The 20,138-nt window shown below is 35.0% G+C and carries 20 protein-coding genes; 9 read left to right on the top strand and 11 right to left on the bottom strand.

Going from position 1 to position 20,138, the window contains the following annotated elements; genetic code table 11:
• Nucleotides 1–84: 84 nt before the first annotated feature.
• The 5 genes from AC000W_RS06895 to AC000W_RS06875 form a co-directional block, all read right to left on the bottom strand.
• A complete protein-coding gene (locus AC000W_RS06895) occupies nt 85–1,509 on the bottom strand; it encodes a Gfo/Idh/MocA family protein (protein ID WP_474747107.1) in 1,425 nt (474 codons plus the stop codon).
• Nucleotides 1,510–1,809: 300 nt separating this feature from the next.
• A complete protein-coding gene (locus tag AC000W_RS06890) occupies nt 1,810–2,463 on the bottom strand; it encodes an HD domain-containing protein (RefSeq protein ID WP_474747105.1) in 654 nt (217 codons plus the stop codon).
• On the bottom strand, nt 2,460–3,197 hold the full coding sequence (locus tag AC000W_RS06885) for a lysophospholipid acyltransferase family protein (RefSeq protein ID WP_474747103.1): 738 nt from the start codon (nt 3,195–3,197) through the stop codon (nt 2,460–2,462). The genes AC000W_RS06890 and AC000W_RS06885 overlap by 4 nt, the downstream gene beginning before the upstream one ends.
• 65 nt (nt 3,198–3,262) lie before the next feature.
• Nucleotides 3,263–3,664: a GIY-YIG nuclease family protein gene (locus tag AC000W_RS06880; protein WP_474747102.1), complete on the bottom strand. Its 402-nt coding sequence runs from the start codon at nt 3,662–3,664 to the stop codon at nt 3,263–3,265.
• 97 nt (nt 3,665–3,761) lie between these two features.
• The gene (locus AC000W_RS06875) at nt 3,762–4,172 is read right to left on the bottom strand and encodes a BrxA/BrxB family bacilliredoxin (RefSeq protein WP_474747100.1); all 411 of its coding nucleotides are present in this window, start codon (nt 4,170–4,172) and stop codon (nt 3,762–3,764) included.
• A gap of 222 nt (nt 4,173–4,394) precedes the next feature.
• On the opposite strand from AC000W_RS06875, the gene AC000W_RS06870 reads away from it, so the two are divergent.
• The 4 genes from AC000W_RS06870 (at nt 4,395) to AC000W_RS06855 (ending at nt 7,948) form a co-directional block, all read left to right on the top strand.
• A complete protein-coding gene (locus tag AC000W_RS06870; RefSeq protein WP_474747099.1) occupies nt 4,395–5,147 on the top strand; it encodes a TerB family tellurite resistance protein in 753 nt (250 codons plus the stop codon).
• 5 nt (nt 5,148–5,152) lie between these two features.
• Nucleotides 5,153–5,737 carry a HupE/UreJ family protein gene (locus AC000W_RS06865; RefSeq protein WP_474747097.1) on the top strand — a complete coding sequence of 195 codons (585 nt, stop codon included), beginning with the start codon at nt 5,153–5,155 and terminating at the stop codon, nt 5,735–5,737.
• A 124-nt stretch (nt 5,738–5,861) separates the two neighbouring features.
• Nucleotides 5,862–6,299: a deoxycytidylate deaminase gene (locus AC000W_RS06860; RefSeq protein WP_474747096.1), complete on the top strand. Its 438-nt coding sequence runs from the start codon at nt 5,862–5,864 to the stop codon at nt 6,297–6,299.
• 11 nt (nt 6,300–6,310) lie between these two features.
• On the top strand, nt 6,311–7,948 hold the full coding sequence (locus AC000W_RS06855) for a S41 family peptidase (RefSeq protein ID WP_474747094.1): 1,638 nt from the start codon (nt 6,311–6,313) through the stop codon (nt 7,946–7,948).
• On the opposite strand, the gene AC000W_RS06850 is transcribed toward AC000W_RS06855, so the two are convergent.
• The gene (locus AC000W_RS06850) at nt 7,945–8,148 is read right to left on the bottom strand and encodes a hypothetical protein (protein WP_474747093.1); all 204 of its coding nucleotides are present in this window, start codon (nt 8,146–8,148) and stop codon (nt 7,945–7,947) included. The genes AC000W_RS06855 and AC000W_RS06850 overlap by 4 nt on opposite strands.
• Nucleotides 8,149–8,160: 12 nt before the next feature.
• Nucleotides 8,161–8,733, bottom strand: a complete 573-nt coding sequence (locus AC000W_RS06845) for a MarC family protein (protein WP_474747091.1) — start codon at nt 8,731–8,733, stop codon at nt 8,161–8,163.
• A gap of 125 nt (nt 8,734–8,858) precedes the next feature.
• Between AC000W_RS06845 and AC000W_RS06840 the strand changes: the two genes are divergently transcribed.
• The gene (locus AC000W_RS06840) at nt 8,859–9,428 is read left to right on the top strand and encodes a DUF3109 family protein (RefSeq protein WP_474747130.1); all 570 of its coding nucleotides are present in this window, start codon (nt 8,859–8,861) and stop codon (nt 9,426–9,428) included.
• Here AC000W_RS06840 and AC000W_RS06835 read toward each other — a convergent pair.
• Both AC000W_RS06835 and AC000W_RS06830 read right to left on the bottom strand, forming a co-directional pair.
• Complete coding sequence (locus tag AC000W_RS06835) at nt 9,421–11,406, bottom strand: tetratricopeptide repeat-containing sensor histidine kinase (protein WP_474747089.1); 1,986 nt, start codon at nt 11,404–11,406, stop codon at nt 9,421–9,423. The genes AC000W_RS06840 and AC000W_RS06835 overlap by 8 nt on opposite strands.
• Nucleotides 11,407–11,409: 3 nt before the next feature.
• A complete protein-coding gene (locus AC000W_RS06830) occupies nt 11,410–12,144 on the bottom strand; it encodes a LytR/AlgR family response regulator transcription factor (RefSeq protein ID WP_474747087.1) in 735 nt (244 codons plus the stop codon).
• A 336-nt stretch (nt 12,145–12,480) separates the two neighbouring features.
• On the opposite strand from AC000W_RS06830, the gene AC000W_RS06825 reads away from it, so the two are divergent.
• From AC000W_RS06825 to AC000W_RS06810, 4 genes are all read left to right on the top strand, one after another.
• On the top strand, nt 12,481–12,627 hold the full coding sequence (locus AC000W_RS06825; protein ID WP_474747086.1) for a hypothetical protein: 147 nt from the start codon (nt 12,481–12,483) through the stop codon (nt 12,625–12,627).
• A 54-nt stretch (nt 12,628–12,681) separates the two neighbouring features.
• Nucleotides 12,682–13,233, top strand: coding sequence for a hypothetical protein (locus AC000W_RS06820; protein ID WP_474747084.1), 552 nt, complete (start codon nt 12,682–12,684; stop codon nt 13,231–13,233).
• Between the two features lie 488 nt (nt 13,234–13,721).
• Complete coding sequence (locus tag AC000W_RS06815) at nt 13,722–14,708, top strand: ribonucleotide-diphosphate reductase subunit beta (protein ID WP_474747083.1); 987 nt, start codon at nt 13,722–13,724, stop codon at nt 14,706–14,708.
• A 136-nt stretch (nt 14,709–14,844) separates the two neighbouring features.
• The gene (locus AC000W_RS06810) at nt 14,845–17,322 is read left to right on the top strand and encodes a ribonucleoside-diphosphate reductase subunit alpha (RefSeq protein ID WP_474747081.1); all 2,478 of its coding nucleotides are present in this window, start codon (nt 14,845–14,847) and stop codon (nt 17,320–17,322) included.
• A gap of 424 nt (nt 17,323–17,746) precedes the next feature.
• Here AC000W_RS06810 and AC000W_RS06805 read toward each other — a convergent pair whose 3' ends face one another.
• Together AC000W_RS06805 and AC000W_RS06800 are read right to left on the bottom strand one after the other, a co-directional pair.
• Nucleotides 17,747–18,397, bottom strand: coding sequence for a gluconate 2-dehydrogenase subunit 3 family protein (locus tag AC000W_RS06805; RefSeq protein WP_474747079.1), 651 nt, complete (start codon nt 18,395–18,397; stop codon nt 17,747–17,749).
• A complete protein-coding gene (locus AC000W_RS06800) occupies nt 18,397–20,109 on the bottom strand; it encodes a GMC oxidoreductase (protein WP_474747077.1) in 1,713 nt (570 codons plus the stop codon). Before AC000W_RS06800 ends, AC000W_RS06805 begins: the two co-directional genes overlap by 1 nt.
• Between the last annotated feature and the right edge of the window lie 29 nt (nt 20,110–20,138).

The following is a 20,138-nucleotide window of genomic DNA, read 5'->3' as shown; positions in this document are numbered from 1 at the left end:
TATGAGAAGTGTGGCAATCTGTTTGTTTTGTTTTCCAATGAGTGAGATTGCTTCGGTCGTTGCTTCCTTGCAATGACAATTTTACTATTTTAACTCCCAACCCTTACGGTAGTCCCTTTTTACCCATTCGTTGGCTTTGTCATAATTGGTCACCCTCATATTCTCACCATCCCAAAGCAACTTACGTCTTCCAGGGTATTCAAATGGATCCCAATCCCCTAATTTTTTACCTTCTTTTAAGGTTTTGTACTGGAATGCTTTTATGGCCAAGTTGCCCATAAGTACAGCCTCGGTCAAAGGACCAGCTTTAGCAAAATCTGAAGAGGTAGTTCCACCATTTAAACAGGCATCTACCCAGTTTTGTTGGTGACCTCCCATGCCTCCTTCAATCCGAGTAAGTGTAGGAGTAGGAGGATTAAACAAGCTCATTTGCTCAGAAGGTAATAACCTGGCATTCTGAGAATATGTATCTGTCACCATAATTCCTTTTGTGCCATAGAAAATAGAGCCACCACCTGTGCTGCCTATTGTTTCTCCATCTTTTAAATCGTCTGGAATATCTGGTTTAATTCCGCCATCACTCCAACTAAAATCTATAGTACCATGAATATCATGGTCAAACTTTAAACGTACAATTGATGATGCCGGGCAAGAGGCACTGTAATCTGCTTCCACAAAATCGCCCACCCAATTGGTAGTACAACTGGCCTCGGCTTCTGTAGGGTATCCCAAATCTAAAACACTAAAAGGCGTTTCCATAATATGACAACCCATATCCCCCAAAGCACCAGTGCCAAAATCCCACCAACCACGCCATTTAAAAGGCAAATAAGCAGCATTATAATCGCGCATTGCAGCTGGACCAAGCCATAAGTCCCAATCCAACCCTTCTGGAATTTCATGCTTTTCTGTAGGCACTGGCACACCTTGTGGCCAAACTGGTCTGTTGGTCCAACAATCTATTTTTTTTACTTTACCAATAACGCCAGAATCTATCCATTCTTTGGCTTGCCTACTACCTTCACTAGAGGCTCCTTGGTTTCCCATTTGTGTTACTACGCCATGTTCTTTAGCAGCTTGCGTCATTAAGCGAGCCTCATAAATATTATGAGTCAAGGGCTTTTCCACGTAAGCATGTTTCTTTTCACGAATAAAAGGAAGTGCAATGGTTGCATGTGTGTGGTCTGGAGTGGCCACCATAATGGCATCCATATCTTTTAAATGCTTTTTATATACTTTTCTAAAATCTTTATACCGTTTTACATCTGGATATCGCTCATAAGTTCCTTTAGCATTTCTATCGTCCACATCACAAAAAGAAACAAACTTTACCTTTCCTGTATTTACCAAATCGTTTATAACTCCTGAACCACGTCCACCGACTCCAAAAGCAGATACATATAATGTGTCACTTGGAGGAACATGCTCCTTGCCCATTACATAACTTGGTACAATTGAAAAAGCGGCAGATGAAGCCGCTACATTTTTAATGAATTTTCTTCTTTGCATTTTTTGGGTAGTTTATTTAAAAGTTGCTTGAAGATACAAAAAATCTAAAGTTCTATAGAGAGGATTTCAGTATTTAAAAGTATAACGTTTTCGAAAATAAATTCCTTAAAGAGAAGTTGTTTATAACTTCATTTGGCTCTTAATCAACGCATGCTCGACAAAATAGTTAGTGATAATCAGCTAGATAAGTATAAATTGTCTGTTCGAGCGGAGTCGAGAACTATTAAACTGTTATATTATTCAAAGACCTCTCGACCCCGCTCGAGGAGACAAAACGTAGGGTGTTAATTTTTCAAAAACTTATTCGCCATTCCATTCCTTATAAAACTGCTCTAAATAATCCAAAATAAATTGATGCCTTTCATTGGCCAATTTTTTCCCGGTTTGGGTATTCATTTTATCTTTTAAGAGCAATAATTTTTCATAAAAATGGTTGATTGTGGGAGCATTGGATTTTTTATACTCCTCCTTGGTCATATGTAGGTTAGGAACAATATTTGGGTCGTACATAGGTCTATTTTTAAACCCACCATAATTAAAAGTCCTAGCAATACCTATAGCACCTATAGCATCTAGGCGATCAGCATCTTGTACCACTTGTAATTCCCTAGAATTGAATTTTTCATCTGAAGAAAGACTATTCTTGAAAGATATGTGGTTAATTATATTTACAACATGCTCTATAACTTTTGCATCAACACTTATAGAGGTAAGAAACTCTTTTGCCATTTTGGGACCTACGGTTTCATCCCCATCATGGAATTTGTAATCGGCAATATCATGTAGCAAAGCTCCAAGAGAAACAACAAAAGAATCTACATTTTCAGATTCAGCAATTTTTTGAGAATTTAAGAACACACGATGCGTGTGGAACCAATCATGCCCACCTTCGGAACCCTTCAAGGTTTCCTTTACAAAGTCAATCGTTTTTTCAATGATTTCTTTCTTTCTCATTTAAATGAAGTAATACCAGAGACAATCTGCTTTTCTATTTTGGTCACTAATTCGTCCAAATTACCTTTAATTTTTATAGGTTGATGCACATCATGAGTAATATGTGAACCAAGACCCATTGGAAATTTGCCATAGCGCAGCATTTTCCATGAATTATTGATACTAATAGGAATTATTAAAGCTGAAGGGGCATTTTTCATTAGGACCTTGAGGCCAGTAGGTTGAAATTTTTTAGGGTGACCAGTTCTACTTCTAGTTCCTTCCGGAAAAATTACGGCGCTCCAGTTATTTTTTTCTATTCTTTTACCTAGTTTGGAAATTTCAGTTAAGGCTTGTTTGCCATCTTTCCTATCAATTAGGGCAGAACCTCCATGTCTTAGGTTATAGGATACGCTTGGGATTCCTTTTCCCAATTCTTTTTTGCTTACAAACTTGGGGTGATAATCTCGCATATGCCATATAATGGGAGAAATATCATACATGCTTTGGTGGTTGACAACGATAATGAGAGGCTTGTTCTTTGGAATTTCATATGGAATCTTAAAGGAATAACGGGTGCCCAAAATGTGGGTACAGCGCATAAGACCCAAATTAAGGAGACTTACGCTTTTTTTGTGGGCATTGTATCCAAAAATATTTAGGCATATCCATTGTAACGGATGAAACACAAGAAGTGTTAGTCCAAAGAATAAAAAAAATATGATAGTTATGGGATAGGAAAGCAATTTCATCATATTACAAAATTAAAAAACCCCTGATTGATATTCAGAGGTTCTTATGTATTTTTTACTGCTAAAAGTTAATTGTCGTACACTGCGACACATTTCCCATTTTCACATTCGGTTCCTGTGGGTTCCGCAACTGCTAAACAATCTGAAACTATTTCCCATTTGGAATTGAACTCCATTTCCTTTTTGTTATGGGCAGCAACCATGGCTTCTAAGTTGTCTGTATCTATGGAGGTAGAATAGAGTAAATATGACTTTGGACCACCACAAGCTTTGGCACCCAAACCTATAAACAGACATGTAAAACCATCGGCACAGACAGATTGGCCAGCTGCGGCTTCTACCAAATCTAAGGAAGCCTGCAAGGCAAGGACATCATCTTCAAAGCTGCTATCCGGAGCAGAGTCATCACCAAGGCAACTAATTAAAAATAGCGTGGAAATTAAACCAAATACCAAAATCAACTTTTTCATAGAATGAAACTTTTATATTTATCAAAAGATGCTATAAAACAAGAAAAGTTGCGTAGAACAATTCCGACACAACTTTTTTCTTATAAAAATATAATTCTTAACAGAACTCGTTATAGGCTTCTGTTAAATTTTCAGCAATAAGTTCCGCTGGTCTTCCTTCAATATGGTGGCGCTCTATCATATGTACCAATTCCCCATCTTTGAACAAAGCCATACTTGGAGATGATGGAGGGAAAGGAACCATAGCGTTTCTAGCAGTATCTACTGCTTCAAAATCAACACCAGCAAATACAGTGACTATATGGTTAGGTTTCTTCTCGTTCATAAGGCTCATTTTTGCCGCTGGTCTTGCATTGGCTGCAGCACAGCCACAAACAGAGTTTACAACGATTAAAGTAGTTCCAGGTTGTTCCAAAGCGTTTTCAACTGCCTCGGATGTATGTAATTCTTCAAACCCAGCCATGGCCAAGTCATCTCTCATAGGTTTTACTAATTCTGCGGGATACATAATTTTCTATTTTTATTTAATAGGTTACAAAGATACTTAATTTGTCGCATTTTAGATGAGCACCTTAACTTTTCCTTAGACGGGCATTTCTAGTAAAAACATTGGGGCGAGCACACAAAACATTAATTTAAAACAACATTTAATATTTAGGTGTAAGCAAGGGTGAATTCAAATCTTGTTTTACGAGTAAAATTATATCTTTGGCAAAATTCTAAAGTTATTATGATTAAGTGGTTTGCCGCTATTTTGGGGTATTTTATTTTTAGGTATCCTGGAGCTATTTTGGGTTTTTTTATTGGCAGTGCCATAGATAGTTTTAGCACAAAAGGGAATGGCAGTATTGGCAGAGGCGCAGGAACTGTTTTTAGAGATATACGAAGGCAACAAGTGTCGCCCGCAGATTTTGAATTGAACTTACTTTCTTTATGCTCCATTGTTATAAAAGCAGATGGCCAAGTAAGTCAGCGAGAGTTAGATTACGTAAGACAGTATTTTGTTAGCACCTATGGGAAGGAAAAAGCAAATGCAATTTTTAGGACATTCAATGAGGTTATAAAGAAACGGGAAATTTCTGTACAGCGTATATGCACCTATATGACCCAACGAACCCGGTACGAGGTTCGCTTGCAATTACTTCATTTTTTGTTTGGTATTGCCCAAGCAGATGGTAACATAAGTACACCGGAAATTAATAAGATTAGAGAAATTGCCGGATATTTACGTGTAGGCCAGCATGATTTTGAAAGCATACAGGCCATGTTCATTAAATCTGCAGACAATGCCTATAAGATTTTGGAAATAGGGAAAAATGCTTCAGACGATGAGGTGAAAAAGGCTTATAGGACAATGGCAAAAAAATACCACCCTGATAAAGTGGTGACTGAAAATGAGGCTATTAAACGAGGGGCAGAAGAAAAATTTAAACAAGTTCAAAAAGCCTACGAGGAAATTCAAAAAGAGCGAGGAATAAACTAGGAAGTATGCAGCAATTTTGGTTTTATATAGAATTGGGTTTAAAGCATGTGTTGGATTTTGGAGCGTATGACCATATTTTGTTCCTTTCGGCACTCGCCATCCCTTTTACTTTTAGAAGTTGGAAAAAAGTGTTGATTTTAGCAACAATTTTTACTGTAGCTCATTGTTCATCTTTGGCATTATCAGTATATGAAGTAGTGATAATGGATGCCACTTGGATTGAGTTTTTAATACCCTTGACTATTTTGCTCACTGCATTGTTCAACATATTAGATTCCAAGAAAAACATTTCTCAGAGAAGTTTACTATTGCCTTCATTGGCTACTGCTTTTTTTGGATTAATTCATGGCTTTGGATTTTCAAACTACTTTAAAATGCTAATGGCCGGGGAAGATGAAAAAGGAGGGCCATTACTGGGTTTTGCATTTGGAATTGAACTGTCTCAGGTCTTGATAATCTTTTGCATATTGATTTTGGCCTATGTGGTGCAAAACATTTTTAAAGTAAAGCAAACCTTATTTGTTTTAATAAGCTCAGCATTGATTATTTTAATAACCATACCAATGCTCGTAAAAACATTCCCTTTATAGATTTTCACTAAATATTAACCATTTCAATGATTGCCAACATGTGGTAAAGGCCTATATTAGTTGAAAAAAGAGGCAGAAAAGAAAAGAAATTGACAACGGTTTTAAAAAGTTGTCCGTTAATTGAATGAAAAAAGACAAACAAAAAAAATACGATAAAGCTTATTTACGAATGGCTGAAGAGTGGGGCAAATTGTCCTTTTGTAAGCGTAAGCAAGTAGGAGCAATTATTGTTAAAGACAGAATGATAATTTCTGATGGATATAATGGCACACCAACGGGATTTGAAAATTTTTGTGAAGATGAAAACGGTTATACCAAATGGTACGTGTTGCACGCAGAGGCCAATGCGATATTAAAAGTGGCTTCATCCACACAATCTTGTCAAGGTTCTACGTTATATATTACGTTATCTCCTTGTAGGGAATGCAGTAAATTAATACACCAATCAGGAATTAAAAGAGTAGTCTATAAAAAAGCTTATAAGGATGATTCTGGATTACAATTTTTAGAAAAGGCGGGGGTAGAATTAACCCACTTGCCCATCATTGAGAACATTTCTTAACACCCAATAGAATGAACAAAAAACATAACTACTTATGGCCCGCGATTATTGGAATGGCAATGGCTATAGGCATTTTTATTGGGGGAAAACTTCATTTTAATGATTCGCCAGAAAAATTATTTAGCACAAATTCTAAAAAAGACAAGCTAAACAGGCTTATAGATTATATTGACTATGAGTATGTTGATGAAATAGATACGGATAGTATTGTGGATGTTACCGTAAACAACATTTTGGATAAACTAGACCCACATTCAGTTTATATCCCAAAAAGAGAAATGGCTGAGGTTTCTGAAAACATGAAGGGCGATTTTGTGGGAATTGGGGTTAATTTCTATATGTACAAGGATACCATATCTGTTATTAGAACTGTGGAAAGTGGGCCAAGTTCTATAAAGGGCATAAAGCCAGGTGATCGTATTTTAACTGCAGATAATGATACACTTTATGGAAAAAATTTACCAAACGATACCATAGTTAGTAAGCTAAAAGGAAAAGAAGGAACAAATGTTAAGCTAAAAGTATATCGCAAGAGTGAGGATAGGTTTTTCAACGTGAACATAAAAAGAGGAGTGGTTCCCATTAAAAGCGTGGAAGCTTATTATATGATGACCCAAGATATGGGTTATATAAAAGTAAATAGATTTGCGGAATCTACATTTTCAGAATTCAAAAAAGCCCTAAAAGAATTACGCAAGCAAGGGGCAAAGAAATTGACATTGGATTTAAGGGACAATCCTGGGGGTTATTTGGGAATTGCAGAAAAAATGGCCGATGAGTTTTTAGAAGATGGCAAATTGATTCTTTTTACAAAAAATAAAAAAGGTAAAATTGATAAGGCCTTTGCGACAGATGAAGGAAGTTTTGAAGACAAACCAGTTTATGTATTAATAAACGAACGTTCAGCTTCGGCCAGTGAAATTATAGCAGGAGCATTGCAGGACAATGATATAGGAACCATTGTGGGAAGAAGGTCTTTTGGTAAGGGATTGGTGCAAAGAGAAATGGAATTGGGAGATGGTTCTGCTGTTAGGCTAACGGTTTCTAGGTATTATACCCCTACAGGTAGGTCCATTCAAAGAACCTATAAGAATGGAAACAAAGATTATTATCAAAAATTTACAGATCGTTACCACAGTGGAGAATTGGTGTCCGTAGACAGTATAAAAGTAGCAGACTCTTTAAAGTTTACAACCCCAAAAGGGAAGATTGTATATGGCGGCGGTGGTATTATACCAGATGCCTTTGTACCCATAGGGAATAACGAGGAAGAAACAGTGGAAACCCTGGAAAGTATTGGGTTTATTTCTTACTATGTTTTTGAGCATTTAGACAAAAGAAGAAAGCAATATGATGACTACACAAAATCAGAATTTGTTGAAAATTTTAAAGTGGACGATATTCTTTTTGAAGACTTCATAAATTACTGTGAGGGCTCAAGAGAAGTAAAAAGGCTTCGTTTAAAGTATTATGATTTGGAAGAAAAAATCAAATTATTTTTAAAAGCTTCACTTGCAGAGCAATTGTTCACAACCAATAGCTACGCAAAGATTAAAGGTGAAGGAGATTCCATGCTAAAAAAAGTATTGGAACTGGATAGCCCAACAATTATTCAAGGAGAAACAGAGGCTATTGAAGCCAAGAACTAATCTTCATTCAATTTTTTCTCTATTTTTTTGGATGTAATATAGATAAGGAGCAAAATAATAGCACATAAGGAGGCCGCAATTCCTATCAATGCAATTAAACTATCTCCAACTAAAGGATTTTCAAAATTCACTAAAGTGGCGTTATATGCAATCAATGCCAATGCCAATACAATCAATATAATGGAAAGAGTCTTGCTCATTAAATTGTTTTTTTAAAAAAGTTGATTAACGTTTGTAGCAAATAGTTTTACCGAAATAGCCAATAAAATAACTCCAAATACTTTTCTAATTACATTCAGCCCGTTTTTTCCAAGAACTTTCTCTATTTTTTTGGAAGATTTTAAGACCAGATAAACAAAAATAACATTTACAAGAATGGCAACAATGATATTCTCTACATAATATTCTGCTCGGATAGAGAGAATAGAAGTCATGGTGCCCGCCCCAGCAATAAGAGGAAAGGCTATTGGAACAATAGAGGCACTTTCTGGTTCGTCATCTTTATAAAGCGTAATGCCTAAAATCATTTCTATAGCTAAAAAGAAAATGACCAAGGCGCCTGCCACAGCAAAAGAATTAACATCTATTCCTATTAATTGTAGAATCTCCTCGCCAAGAAATAAAAAGGCGATCATTAGTCCGCCAGCTACCAATGAAGCTTTTCCAGATTGGATATGCCCCACTTTTTTTCTAAGGCCAATTATAATGGGAATACTTCCAAGAATATCAATTACAGCAAAGAGAATCATGCTCGCAGTGGCAATTTCCTTAAAATTAAAGTTCATTTTGAATGAGAGTTTAGATTTTTTGCAAATTTACGTTTAATGAAAGGTTTTAGATGTTTTTGAAATAAAATAAATATTAAATGTTGGTACTGTAAAAAGTATATTTGCAAATAGAAAATATAGGGATGTTCCAACTGGGAAAAACCATTGTATCAGAAGAAATAATAGAGAACGAGTTTGTTTGCAATCTAAGTGCGTGTAAAGGTGCTTGTTGTATTGATGGCAATGCTGGCGCTCCAGTAGAGGATTCAGAAACAGAAATTTTAGTTGATATTTATAAGGATGTAAAGTCATTTTTAAGACCAGAAGGTATTGCCGCCATTGAAGAGCAAGGTGCTTTTGTAAAGGGGGAAGATGGGGAATGGGAAACCCCATTGGTTAATAATAGTGAATGTGCCTATGTGGTTTTTTCTGAAAATGGAATCACCAAATGTGGTATTGAAGAAGCATATAACAAGGGGATTATAAAATGGAAAAAACCTGTTTCTTGTCATTTATACCCAGTAAGAGTTAGGGAGTATACAGAACTTACCGCGGTAAATTATCATAAATGGGAAATTTGTGATGATGCCTGCAGTTTGGGGAAAGAACTACAAATGCCAATCTATAAGTTCGTTAAGGAAGCATTAATAAGAAAGTTTGGAAAAGAATGGTACGCAGAGTTGGAAGAAGTTGCAAAAGAGCATTCTAAATAGTGGGAATATTAAGTACTACTTTTGTTCCAGCAGGTTGGTTTTCTTCATCGTAAAGGTCTACTATTTCTACTTCAAAGGAATTTTGGTAGTCTTTAGAAAAATTAGCGAGACGTTCTTTTGTAATGTCAATACCAACGGACTTTCTTTTAAGCACTTTTCCTTCCTTTATTTTTTGAGCCATTTGCCTTCCCACACCATTATCACTTATTGATATTTTGGTGAACCATTGGCTTTCTTTACTTATATGTAGCTCAATTTTTTTATCCCCTTCTTTTGAAGAAAGACCATGCCAAAGAGCATTTTCCAAAAAAGGCTGTAATATAAGCGAGGGAATTTTTATTTTGTGTGGGTCAATATCATCATCAATGTTTATTTTAAAATCAATTTCATTAGAAAAACGAATGTTTTCTATGTTCATGTAAAGTTCAACAGTTTCCAATTCATCAGCAAGCGATATTTCTTTCATTGATGAGGCCTCTAAAATTTTCCTTACAAGCTTGGAAAACTTATTTAAGTAATGGACTGCATTCTTTTTTTCATTATTAATGATATATAGTTTAATGGAATTAAGAGAATTAAAAAGGAAATGTGGATTCATTTGGCTACGGAGCATACTTTGTTCCAAAGTCAGTACTTTTTTCTCGTTGTTTAATTGATATTGTCTATATAAAATATAAAGTATCCCAGCTAGAAGTGCCAATGCAAGACCACTTACCAAAAGAGTAGTATTGTTTTTTCTTAGTTTAAGCTGTATAATTTCATTTTCTTTTGCTAAAGCTTCTATTTGGTTTCTTGTTTTTTCTGCCTCATAACGCATAATAATATCGTTAACATATCTTCGATTAAGATTGTTGGATATTTTTTTCTCTAAACTTTTAGCCACTTTGTATTTAGCAATGGCTGTTTTATAGTCCCCTTGTTTTTCATACAGATTGGATAGGAATTTGGTGGCCTCCGCCTCTGAGTCTGGCAAATTAAATTCTTTGGCTATCTGTAGCCCCTTTTCTAAATGGATTTTGGCGTCCCTATAGTTATTTAAATTCATAAAGCCCCATCCCATATTAATATGTACTTCAGAAATAATGGTCTTATCACCTAGTCTTTCAGATATTGGAAGTAAAGATTCAAGAATTTGCAGTGCTTGCTCTGCTTTATTTTGATGAACATATACGTGAGCTATACTGTATTGGCAAAATATTTTCCCTCTCACAGAATTGATTTGAGTATTATACTTCAACGAAGTATTAAAACTTTCCAATGCTTCTTCTAATTTATCTTGTGCTTCATAGCATTCACCAATATTTTGATGATTTATGGCCATACCCAAAACATTCCCTAACTTTTTTTCTAGAACTAACGATTCGGAAAATTTAGCAATAGCCAGGTCATACTGCTCCATTCTTTGATAAATATTTCCTATTCCATTTAAGGAGACATTAATACTTCGTAATATTCCCTTGGATGGATTTTCTATGGTTTCTGCTAGTGTAAGTGCTTCCTGGGCATAATCAAGAGCCGATTTTATCGAATCAGTTCTGCGATATACTACACTTAACATATTAAGACTGAGTATTCTAAATTCTTTATTGTTAGCTTCAACAGCAATTTTTAAAGCTTGGTTGTGAAGCTTTATAGCACTACTGAATTGAGAGAGGTCTCTATATTTTCTTCCTATTTGATTCAACGCATAAGATTGCCCAACTAAATACCCTTTTTCCATTGCTTTATTCGCAAAATGGCGCATATAAATAGTGTCCCCTCTTTTTGGTCTTAGTATGGCGTCTATTTCATTATAGGTTATTGGTGCTGTTCTAATTAGGCTATCTATGGTTTTAGTAAAAGAATCGGGAATGGTTTGTTGCGCAAAACTTTGGAAACATAGTGGTAAAAGAAACAAAAGGAGTGTAATCTTTCTAGAAGGGGAGCCTATAATCGACTTTTTTTGGATTAATAATTTATGAAAAGTGATTATCAGCATATATTATAACAAATCAAGAAAATCAGATTTTTTTTGTCGGGAAACAGGTATTTTATGATTGGACTGCAATACTACATATCCATCTGTTTTAAGAAATTCTTTTATTTTGTTAAGGTTTATAATGTAGGAATTGTGGATTCTAAAAAAAGAGTCTATAGGTAAAAGTTCGTTTACCTCTTTTAATTTTTTGGTAAGCACTATTTTTTGCCCATCAGCCAAATAAATTGTACTATAGTTTCCATCCGATTCTGCGTATAGAATTTCATCGCTTTCCAAAAACAACAATTTACCATCCGTGTTTATGGTCACTTTTTTCTTAAGAGAATTGGAATTAAAATTAAGCAGAATACTTTCCAGTTTTTCGGCAGTAAAATTTTTGGAATTATATTTTTTTATTTTAACAATAGTATCCTTAAGATCATCTGTATCTATAGGTTTTAACAAATAATCTATAGCTTCATTTTTTAATGCTTTTATAGCATATTGGTTATAAGCTGTTGTAATGACTACCGGAAATTCCTTGTTTGTTAGCTTTTGAATAAATTGAAACCCATCCATAACGGGCATCTCTATATCTAGAAATAGACAATCAGGTGTGTTTTTTCCCAAATAGGCTAAAGCCTCATGGGCATCCGTAAAAGAAGCAACCACTTTAATTTCTTCACTAAAGTTGGTCAACTCCCATGAAAGGCTTTGTAGAGCCTTTTCTTCATCATCTACTAGTACTGCTTCTAACATAGGATATGGAATGTAATCAAAAATAACTTTAATGTATATGAAATGCTCAAAAAGATGTGCAAATGGAGATATATTAAGTATCGATGGAGTTAAAATAACTAAAATCTGTACATAGCGCCAAATGAATTGTAGGATTATGACTACAAAAATATATCATTCTAACCCCATGATAATCAGCATGTAACATATATATATTTTCATATAGAAATTTGAAATACCATTCATACAAAATTTACTGCCATTTATACATAATGATAATTTTAAGGAAAACACGCCCTATATCTTTATTCCATAGTTAAATGTAAAAATGTTCAACTATACTAAAGTATTAACCCAATGAGAAAATGTGTAATAATGTTTGCGGCTTTTTTAATTGTTTTAATTATTGCAGTAATCACAAATGAAAAAAACAGTAGTATTACTTTAGAGAATGATGTTGTTATGGAGAACACAATGACAACTACAATACTGGACAAAAAATAGCTTTTGTCATAATATTGAGAGAAATGATAATGAAAAAATTAACGCCACCAAATTATGTTTAGCCTTATTAGTAGAATATTAAGAACAGGTTTTTGGTTTATAGTTCTTGTATTGTTCTCTTCTGGAAAATCTACAGATGTAGTGCCAGAAGCTGAAATAGAGATTGGAAATTATATTATTAATACTTCTGGTGATGTGGAGAAGAAATTCCAGGGAGAAGTTGAATTTGAAGAGGTAGTAATAAAATCGGTAAAAGGAGTTGAGTATAGTACATTAAGATTGAATTTAAAAAATAACATAAAAGGATTGTCCCATTCCATGCAATTTTTGATATCTAAGGAAAAGGATGGTGAAAATAATATAACAACGGGAACATATAGAGTTGCAAACAACATTGAAGGTTTTATTAATTGTTTTGATGGTGTTTTTGGATTTGCAAACATCAAAAGTTTTGGAGAATTACCTTTTTTCGCTAATTCTGGAAAAATACGAATAGAAGAAATCAACAAAAATATTATTAAGGGTACAATTGTAGTAGCCATGAAAAATTCTAATAAGGACGAAATAAAGATTCAAGGAAATTTTTTGGCCAATAAAAAGAAATAAAAATTATAGTATCAAACACGAATTACGGTTCATATAAAAGTTTTTTATAAAATTCTTTTTTCAATGTTACTGCAATTAATTTGATGAGTCAAACCCACGAGTTGGGTTTGTTTTATTGCACGGTTTTAGGTTTCGGGGGAACTACCTAAATCAGCTAAATCAATTAAGAGTGGATGTGTTGAGTGGACCGTAAGTTTGATAACTTCTTTAAAATTTTTAAAGAAAATGATAAACCAAAAAGTATATAATTTTATACTTTTTGGTTTATTTTTTTAATGCCCATTCAATGTAAAATTTTTGTAAAACTTTATTTTTTAAAAAGACCAACAAACATCACGCCCCAACCTAGATTTCAACAACAAGTGTTAAAAACTTTGTGATTGAATTGCTGAAACACGCTTCATAAATCAATTCCATTTTTCAATCTTTGTTAGTCCCAAGAGTAAGGTACTTTCTATCTTCTCATACAACACTTAAAATTCAATAAAATGTCAGACGCAGTAGAGCCTATTTTGCAGGAAAACAAGAATAGATTTGTTATTTTTCCAATACAACATCATGATCTTTGGGAGTGGTACAAAAAACAAGAGGCCTGTATCTGGACTGCAGAAGAAATAGACTTGCACCAAGACTTGACGGATTGGAATAATAAACTAAGTGATGATGAGCGTTATTTTATAAAGCATATCTTGGCTTTTTTTGCTGCATCAGACGGTATTGTAAATGAAAACTTGGCTGAAAATTTCGTGAATGAAGTACAATATTCCGAGGCAAAATTTTTCTACGGCTTTCAAATAATGATGGAGAATATTCATTCAGAAACTTATTCTTTATTGATTGATACGTATGTGAAAGATGAGGTAGAAAAGGACAAGCTTTTTAAAGCCATAGAAAATTTCCCCGCCATTAAATTAAAGGCAGACTGGGCATTAAAATGGATAGATTCACCAAGCTTTGCAGAACGTTTAATAGCGTTTGCTGCTGTTGAAGGTATTTTCTTTTCAGGTGCTTTTTGTTCAATTTATTGGATGAAAAAAAGGGGGCTTTTACCAGGACTTACTTTTTCTAATGAATTAATCTCTAGAGATGAAGGAATGCATTGTGATTTTGCTGTTCACCTTCACAATCATCATTTAGTAAATAAAGTTTCTAAAGAGCGTATTAAAGAAATTATTGTGGACGCCTTGGATATAGAAAGAGAGTTTATTACAGAATCCCTTCCTATTAGCCTTATCGGCATGAATGCTAAACTTATGACTCAATATCTTGAGTTTGTAACGGATAGACTTTTGGTAGAATTAGGGTGCGATAAAGTTTACGATTCCACCAATCCATTTGATTTTATGGATATGATTTCTCTTCAAGGGAAAACTAATTTCTTTGAAAAAAGAGTGTCAGAATATCAGAAAGCGGGTGTATTAAATTCTGATAAAGATTCAGATGCTCAAAAAATCAGTTTTGATGCTGATTTTTAACTAGTATAACTAAATAATTCCCCCAAAATCAACCAATTTTATTGGGTTTTTAAGGGGTTTTAATTGATTATCCATGTCTTAAATTAAGCAATGGATAAAACACTAACTAACAAATTTAAAAAACAACTGTAGCCACATGTATGTATTAAAAAGAGATGGAAGAAAAGAGCCGATGATGTTCGATAAGATCACGGCAAGGGTAAGAAAATTATGTTATGGATTAAATGACTTGGTAGATCCAGTAAAAATATCCATGCGAGTAATCGAAGGATTGTATGATGGGGTAACTACCAGCGAGCTAGATAATTTGGCAGCAGAGATTGCAGCTACATTGACAACAGCACATCCAGATTATGCAAAATTAGCTGCCCGTATCTCAGTCTCTAATTTACATAAGAATACAAAGAAATCTTTCTCAGAAACCATGAAGGATTTATATGAGTATGTAAATCCAAGAACAGGAAAAAAAGCTCCTTTGTTATCCGATGAGGTGTTCAAAGTAGTTTCAGAAAATGCTGAAACACTAGATTCCACTATTATTTATAACCGTGATTTTGGCTACGATTATTTCGGTTTTAAAACGTTGGAAAGATCTTATCTCTTAAAATTGAACGGTAAAATTGCTGAACGACCTCAACACATGTTAATGAGGGTTGCCGTTGGGATTCATTTAAATGACATGGAATCAGCAATTGAGACATATGAATTAATGTCTAAAAAATTCTTTACGCACGCTACACCAACTTTATTTAATTCAGGCACACCAAAACCCCAAATGTCTTCTTGTTTCCTATTGGCAATGCAAGATGATAGTATTGATGGGATTTATGATACTTTAAAACAAACCGCCAAGATATCTCAATCGGCTGGAGGAATAGGACTGTCTATTCATAATGTTAGAGCTACAGGTTCTTATATTGCAGGAACAAACGGAACATCAAATGGTATTGTACCTATGTTGCGTGTTTTTAATGATACGGCAAGATATGTAGATCAAGGAGGCGGAAAACGTAAAGGTAGCTTTGCTATCTACGTGGAGCCTTGGCATGCTGATATTTTTGATTTTCTAGACTTAAAGAAGAATACTGGAAAAGAAGAGATGAGGGCTCGGGATCTTTTCTATGCTATGTGGATTCCAGATTTGTTTATGAAAAGGGTAGAGGCTAATGAAGATTGGACTTTAATGTGTCCAAACGAATGTCCAAATCTCTTTAGTAACCATAGCGAAGCTTTTGAAGAATTGTATTTAAAATACGAATCTCAAGGTAAAGGAAGAAAAACTGTTAAAGCTAGGGAGTTGTGGGAAAAGATATTAGAATCTCAGATTGAGACTGGCACACCTTATATGTTGTATAAAGATGCTGCCAACCGTAAGAGCAATCAGAGAAATTTAGGTACCATAAGGTCTTCCAATCTTTGCACAGAGATAATGGAGTATACATCTCCAGATGAAGTAGCAGTCTGTAATTTGGCTTCTATTGCATTGCCAATGTTCATTAAAAATGGGGAGTTCGACCATAAAGAATTATTTAGGGTAACAAAAAGAGTAACAAAAAACCTAAACAAGGTTATTGATAGAAATTATTACCCTGTAAAAGAGGCTGAAAATTCTAATATGCGCCACAGACCAATTGGATTGGGTGTTCAAGGGTTGGCTGATGCCTTTATTATGTTGCGCCTACCCTTTACCAGTGATGAGGCAAAACAATTGAATCAAGATATTTTTGAAACCTTATATTTTGCTGCAGTAACTGCTTCTATGGAAGAGGCGAAAGAAGATGGTCCTTACTCTAGTTACAAAGGCTCCCCCATCTCTCAAGGAGAGTTTCAACATAACTTATGGGGAATTAAGGATGAAGAACTTTCTGGCCGCTGGGATTGGGATAAATTGCGTAAATCAGTGAAAAAGAATGGAGTGCGTAACTCCCTTTTGGTTGCGCCAATGCCTACTGCTTCAACATCTCAAATATTGGGTAACAATGAATGTTTTGAGCCTTATACCTCCAATATATATACCCGGAGAGTATTATCTGGCGAGTTTATTGTAGTAAATAAACATTTGTTGGAAGACTTGGTAAAATTGGGTCTTTGGAATGAGAATTTAAAACAAGAGTTGATGAGAGCCAATGGTTCTGTTCAACATATTGATATAATACCTCAAGACATCAAAGAACTTTATAAAACGGTTTGGGAACTAAGTATGAAGGATATTATTGATATGGCCAGACATAGAGGATATTTCATTGACCAAAGTCAATCTTTAAATCTATTTATGGAAAATGCCAACTATTCCAAACTTACCTCTATGCATTTCTATGCATGGAAAAGCGGACTTAAAACTGGCATGTATTATTTAAGAACTAAATCTGCTGTAGACGCTATTAAGTTTACATTGGACAATACAAAGAAGAAAGAAGTTCCTGTGAGTGTTGCAGCGGAAGCTGAGGTTGTAGCAGCTACTCCAGAGGGAGCTGCGGCCTTAAAGGTAGATGTGACACCAGCAAGCCAACAAGAAGTAGATGTTCAACCTATGACGGCTGAGGAGATGAAGGCAATGATTGCAAGGGCCAAAGAAGGCCAAGCTGATGATGATTGCCTTATGTGCGGGTCTTAGACCCACAAGAATATTTAGAAAAAATGCCTTAGAAAAACTCACCCCACCATAGAGTTTCTAAGGTATTTTTCGTTTTAAGAGAATATAGAAGTTTTTATATTAAGGACAAGCCTTATTGGGATAGATTATAAAGGAAATAATAAAAGCATAAAGTATAGATGCTATTTCTTTATAATCGTTTTGAATACTTTATTGGAGAAAATGAATAATGTAGCGTAAATAACCAAAAAAAGAATGTAATTATCCATGATGCTATGCGTTTAAGTGGTTTTATAGTTTAAATACGTATATAATAGATAAAAAGTTTACGCAAAAGTTATTTTAACATTTTCAAGCTGTTAAAATCTAAATAGATAAGTCATATTTAATAAAAAACCCTTTCAATTTTGAAAGGGTTTTTTGTGAATTGTAATTTTAATGATGCTTATATTGACCAAGCTTTGCCCCCAGTAAGCTCTTGCAGATCTCCACATGCAATAAACTCGGGACCTGGAACTGGTAAATAGGCTAATACCTCTTCTCCAACATATTCTGATGTCTTATATGCGTAAATAGTATTTTCTCTTAAACTATTTGCAAAAGCAAACCGAGCAACCGAATCATCCAAAACTGCTGTTTCATCTTCAGAAACTGCTCCCATATAGGTTTGTATGCTTTCAAAGTTGGAATCTTGTTCCTCCTTACTAATTTTTAAAGCGCTAGCCAGAACAGGTTCCAAATCATCAGGAGAAAGGTCCAAAGCAGCTCCTTTTCCAGAATCGTTTAAAGCTTTATCAATAAATTTACCCATGGTCATCTTTATAAAGTCTTGCTGTTCTTTTTCCATAACTTCATTCATGAATTTATCCAAAAACAAATGAACATTAACTTCTGAAGCAGACGGTGTGTCTGTTTTTGGAAGAACAATATCAACCAAATGTTTTAAAACAGAGCCTTCATCTGGAGTAAAGTAATCTGGAACCCATTCTGCTACTTTTTCAGTCTTACAACTTTGTACAATACCTAGCAAAGTTGGAGCAGCGATGGTATATCCCATAGCCAGACCCATATTTCTTAGTGCAATTCTTCTATCCATTATATGTTTGCTTTTTTAAGTTCGTTTACGGCATGATCCACAGCTCTTGCAGTAAATGCCATATAAGTTAAAGATGGGTTTACACAACTTGCAGAGGTCATAAAGGAACCATCGGTTACGTATACATTTTTCACCGCATGGATTTGATTGTTTCCATTTAAAACCGAGGTTTTTGGATCTTTGCCCATACGAGCAGTACCCATTTCATGAATTCCTAAGCCTAATGCACTTTGACCATCAAAAGGTTGTACATCTCTTAAGCCCGCTTTTTCTAACATATCAACTGCCTGTACTTTAATGTCCTCTCTCATTTTGTATTCGTTCTCACCATATTGGGCATCAAAAGTGACCGTTGGTAATCCCCAATCATCCAATTTATCATAATCCAAGGTCATTTTATTGTCATGGTAAGGGAGAACTTCCCCAAAACCACCCATTCCAAAGGTCCATCCTCCTGGCTTAAGAATACTTTCTTTAAGGTCTTTTCCATAAGACATTTCAGCAATGGCATTTTCCCAATTACCCCTGCCGGCACCACCTTGATAGCCATATCCACGAATAAAATCTTTACTATTGGTTTTGCCTCCTAAGTTTCTAAACCTTGGAACATAAACACCACCAGGTCTGCGACCTTTATAATATTTATCTTCATAACCATCTAATTTTCCACCAGCACCTACATTAAGATGGTGGTCCATAATATTGCGTCCTAGTTCTCCAGAATCATTTCCCATTCCATCAGGAAAACGGTCAGATTTTGACTGCATCAATATAGAAGTTGATGCTATAGCGGAAGCGCAAAGGAAAATTACGTTGGCCTTAAATTCATAAACTTCTTTTGTAACTCTATCTATAACTTTTACACCAGTTGCTTTTTTAGTATCTGCATCATAGATAACTTCATGTACAATACTATCTGGTCTTAAAGTTAAGTTTCCAGTACGCTCTGCTGCTGGCAATGTTGAAGAGTTGCTACTGAAGTAAGCTCCAAAAGGGCATCCTCGACTACATCTATTTCTGTGTTGGCAGCGTGTACGTCCATCAAATTGTTTGTCACTATTTATATGAGCTACACGACCAGAGGTAATCACCCTTCCATCAAAATTTTCTGCTACTTTTTCCCTTACATGTTGTTCTACACAGTTCAATTCAAACATGGGTTCAAATTGACCATCTGGTAATTGGGGCAATCCCAATTTTTCTCCCGTAACACCTATATAAGATTCTACTTTATCATACCAAGGGGCAATGTCTTTATATCTTACTGGCCAATCTACGGCCGTTCCGTCAACTTTATTTGCTTCAAAATCAAGATCACTCCATCTATAACTGTGGCGGCCCCACATAATAGATCTGCCACCAACATGGTAACCTCGCATCCAATCAAAACGCTTGGTCTCATTATAGGGATGCTCCAAATCATTTACAAACCAATTCCGGATTGCAGCATCGGTTGTATATCCGGTTCTATGTTGCTTTTCTTGTTTAGATAGATCTTCACGACTTGGTTTTCCATTATTGGGGAAATCCCATACATCCATATGTGCAGTTTTATAGTCCTCTATATGGGTTACCATTCGGCCACGTTCCAACACCAAGGTCTTTAACCCTTTTTCACATAATTCCTTTGCAGCCCAGCCACCACTAATGCCCGTTCCTACAACAATCGCATCATACGACTCCTGTTCTTCATTAAAATAGAATTTACTCATTTATAGAATTGTTTATTTCATAAATTTAT

The organism is Saonia sp., from assembly GCF_056326165.1.
This window is presented reverse-complemented; position numbering and strand designations above follow the sequence as displayed.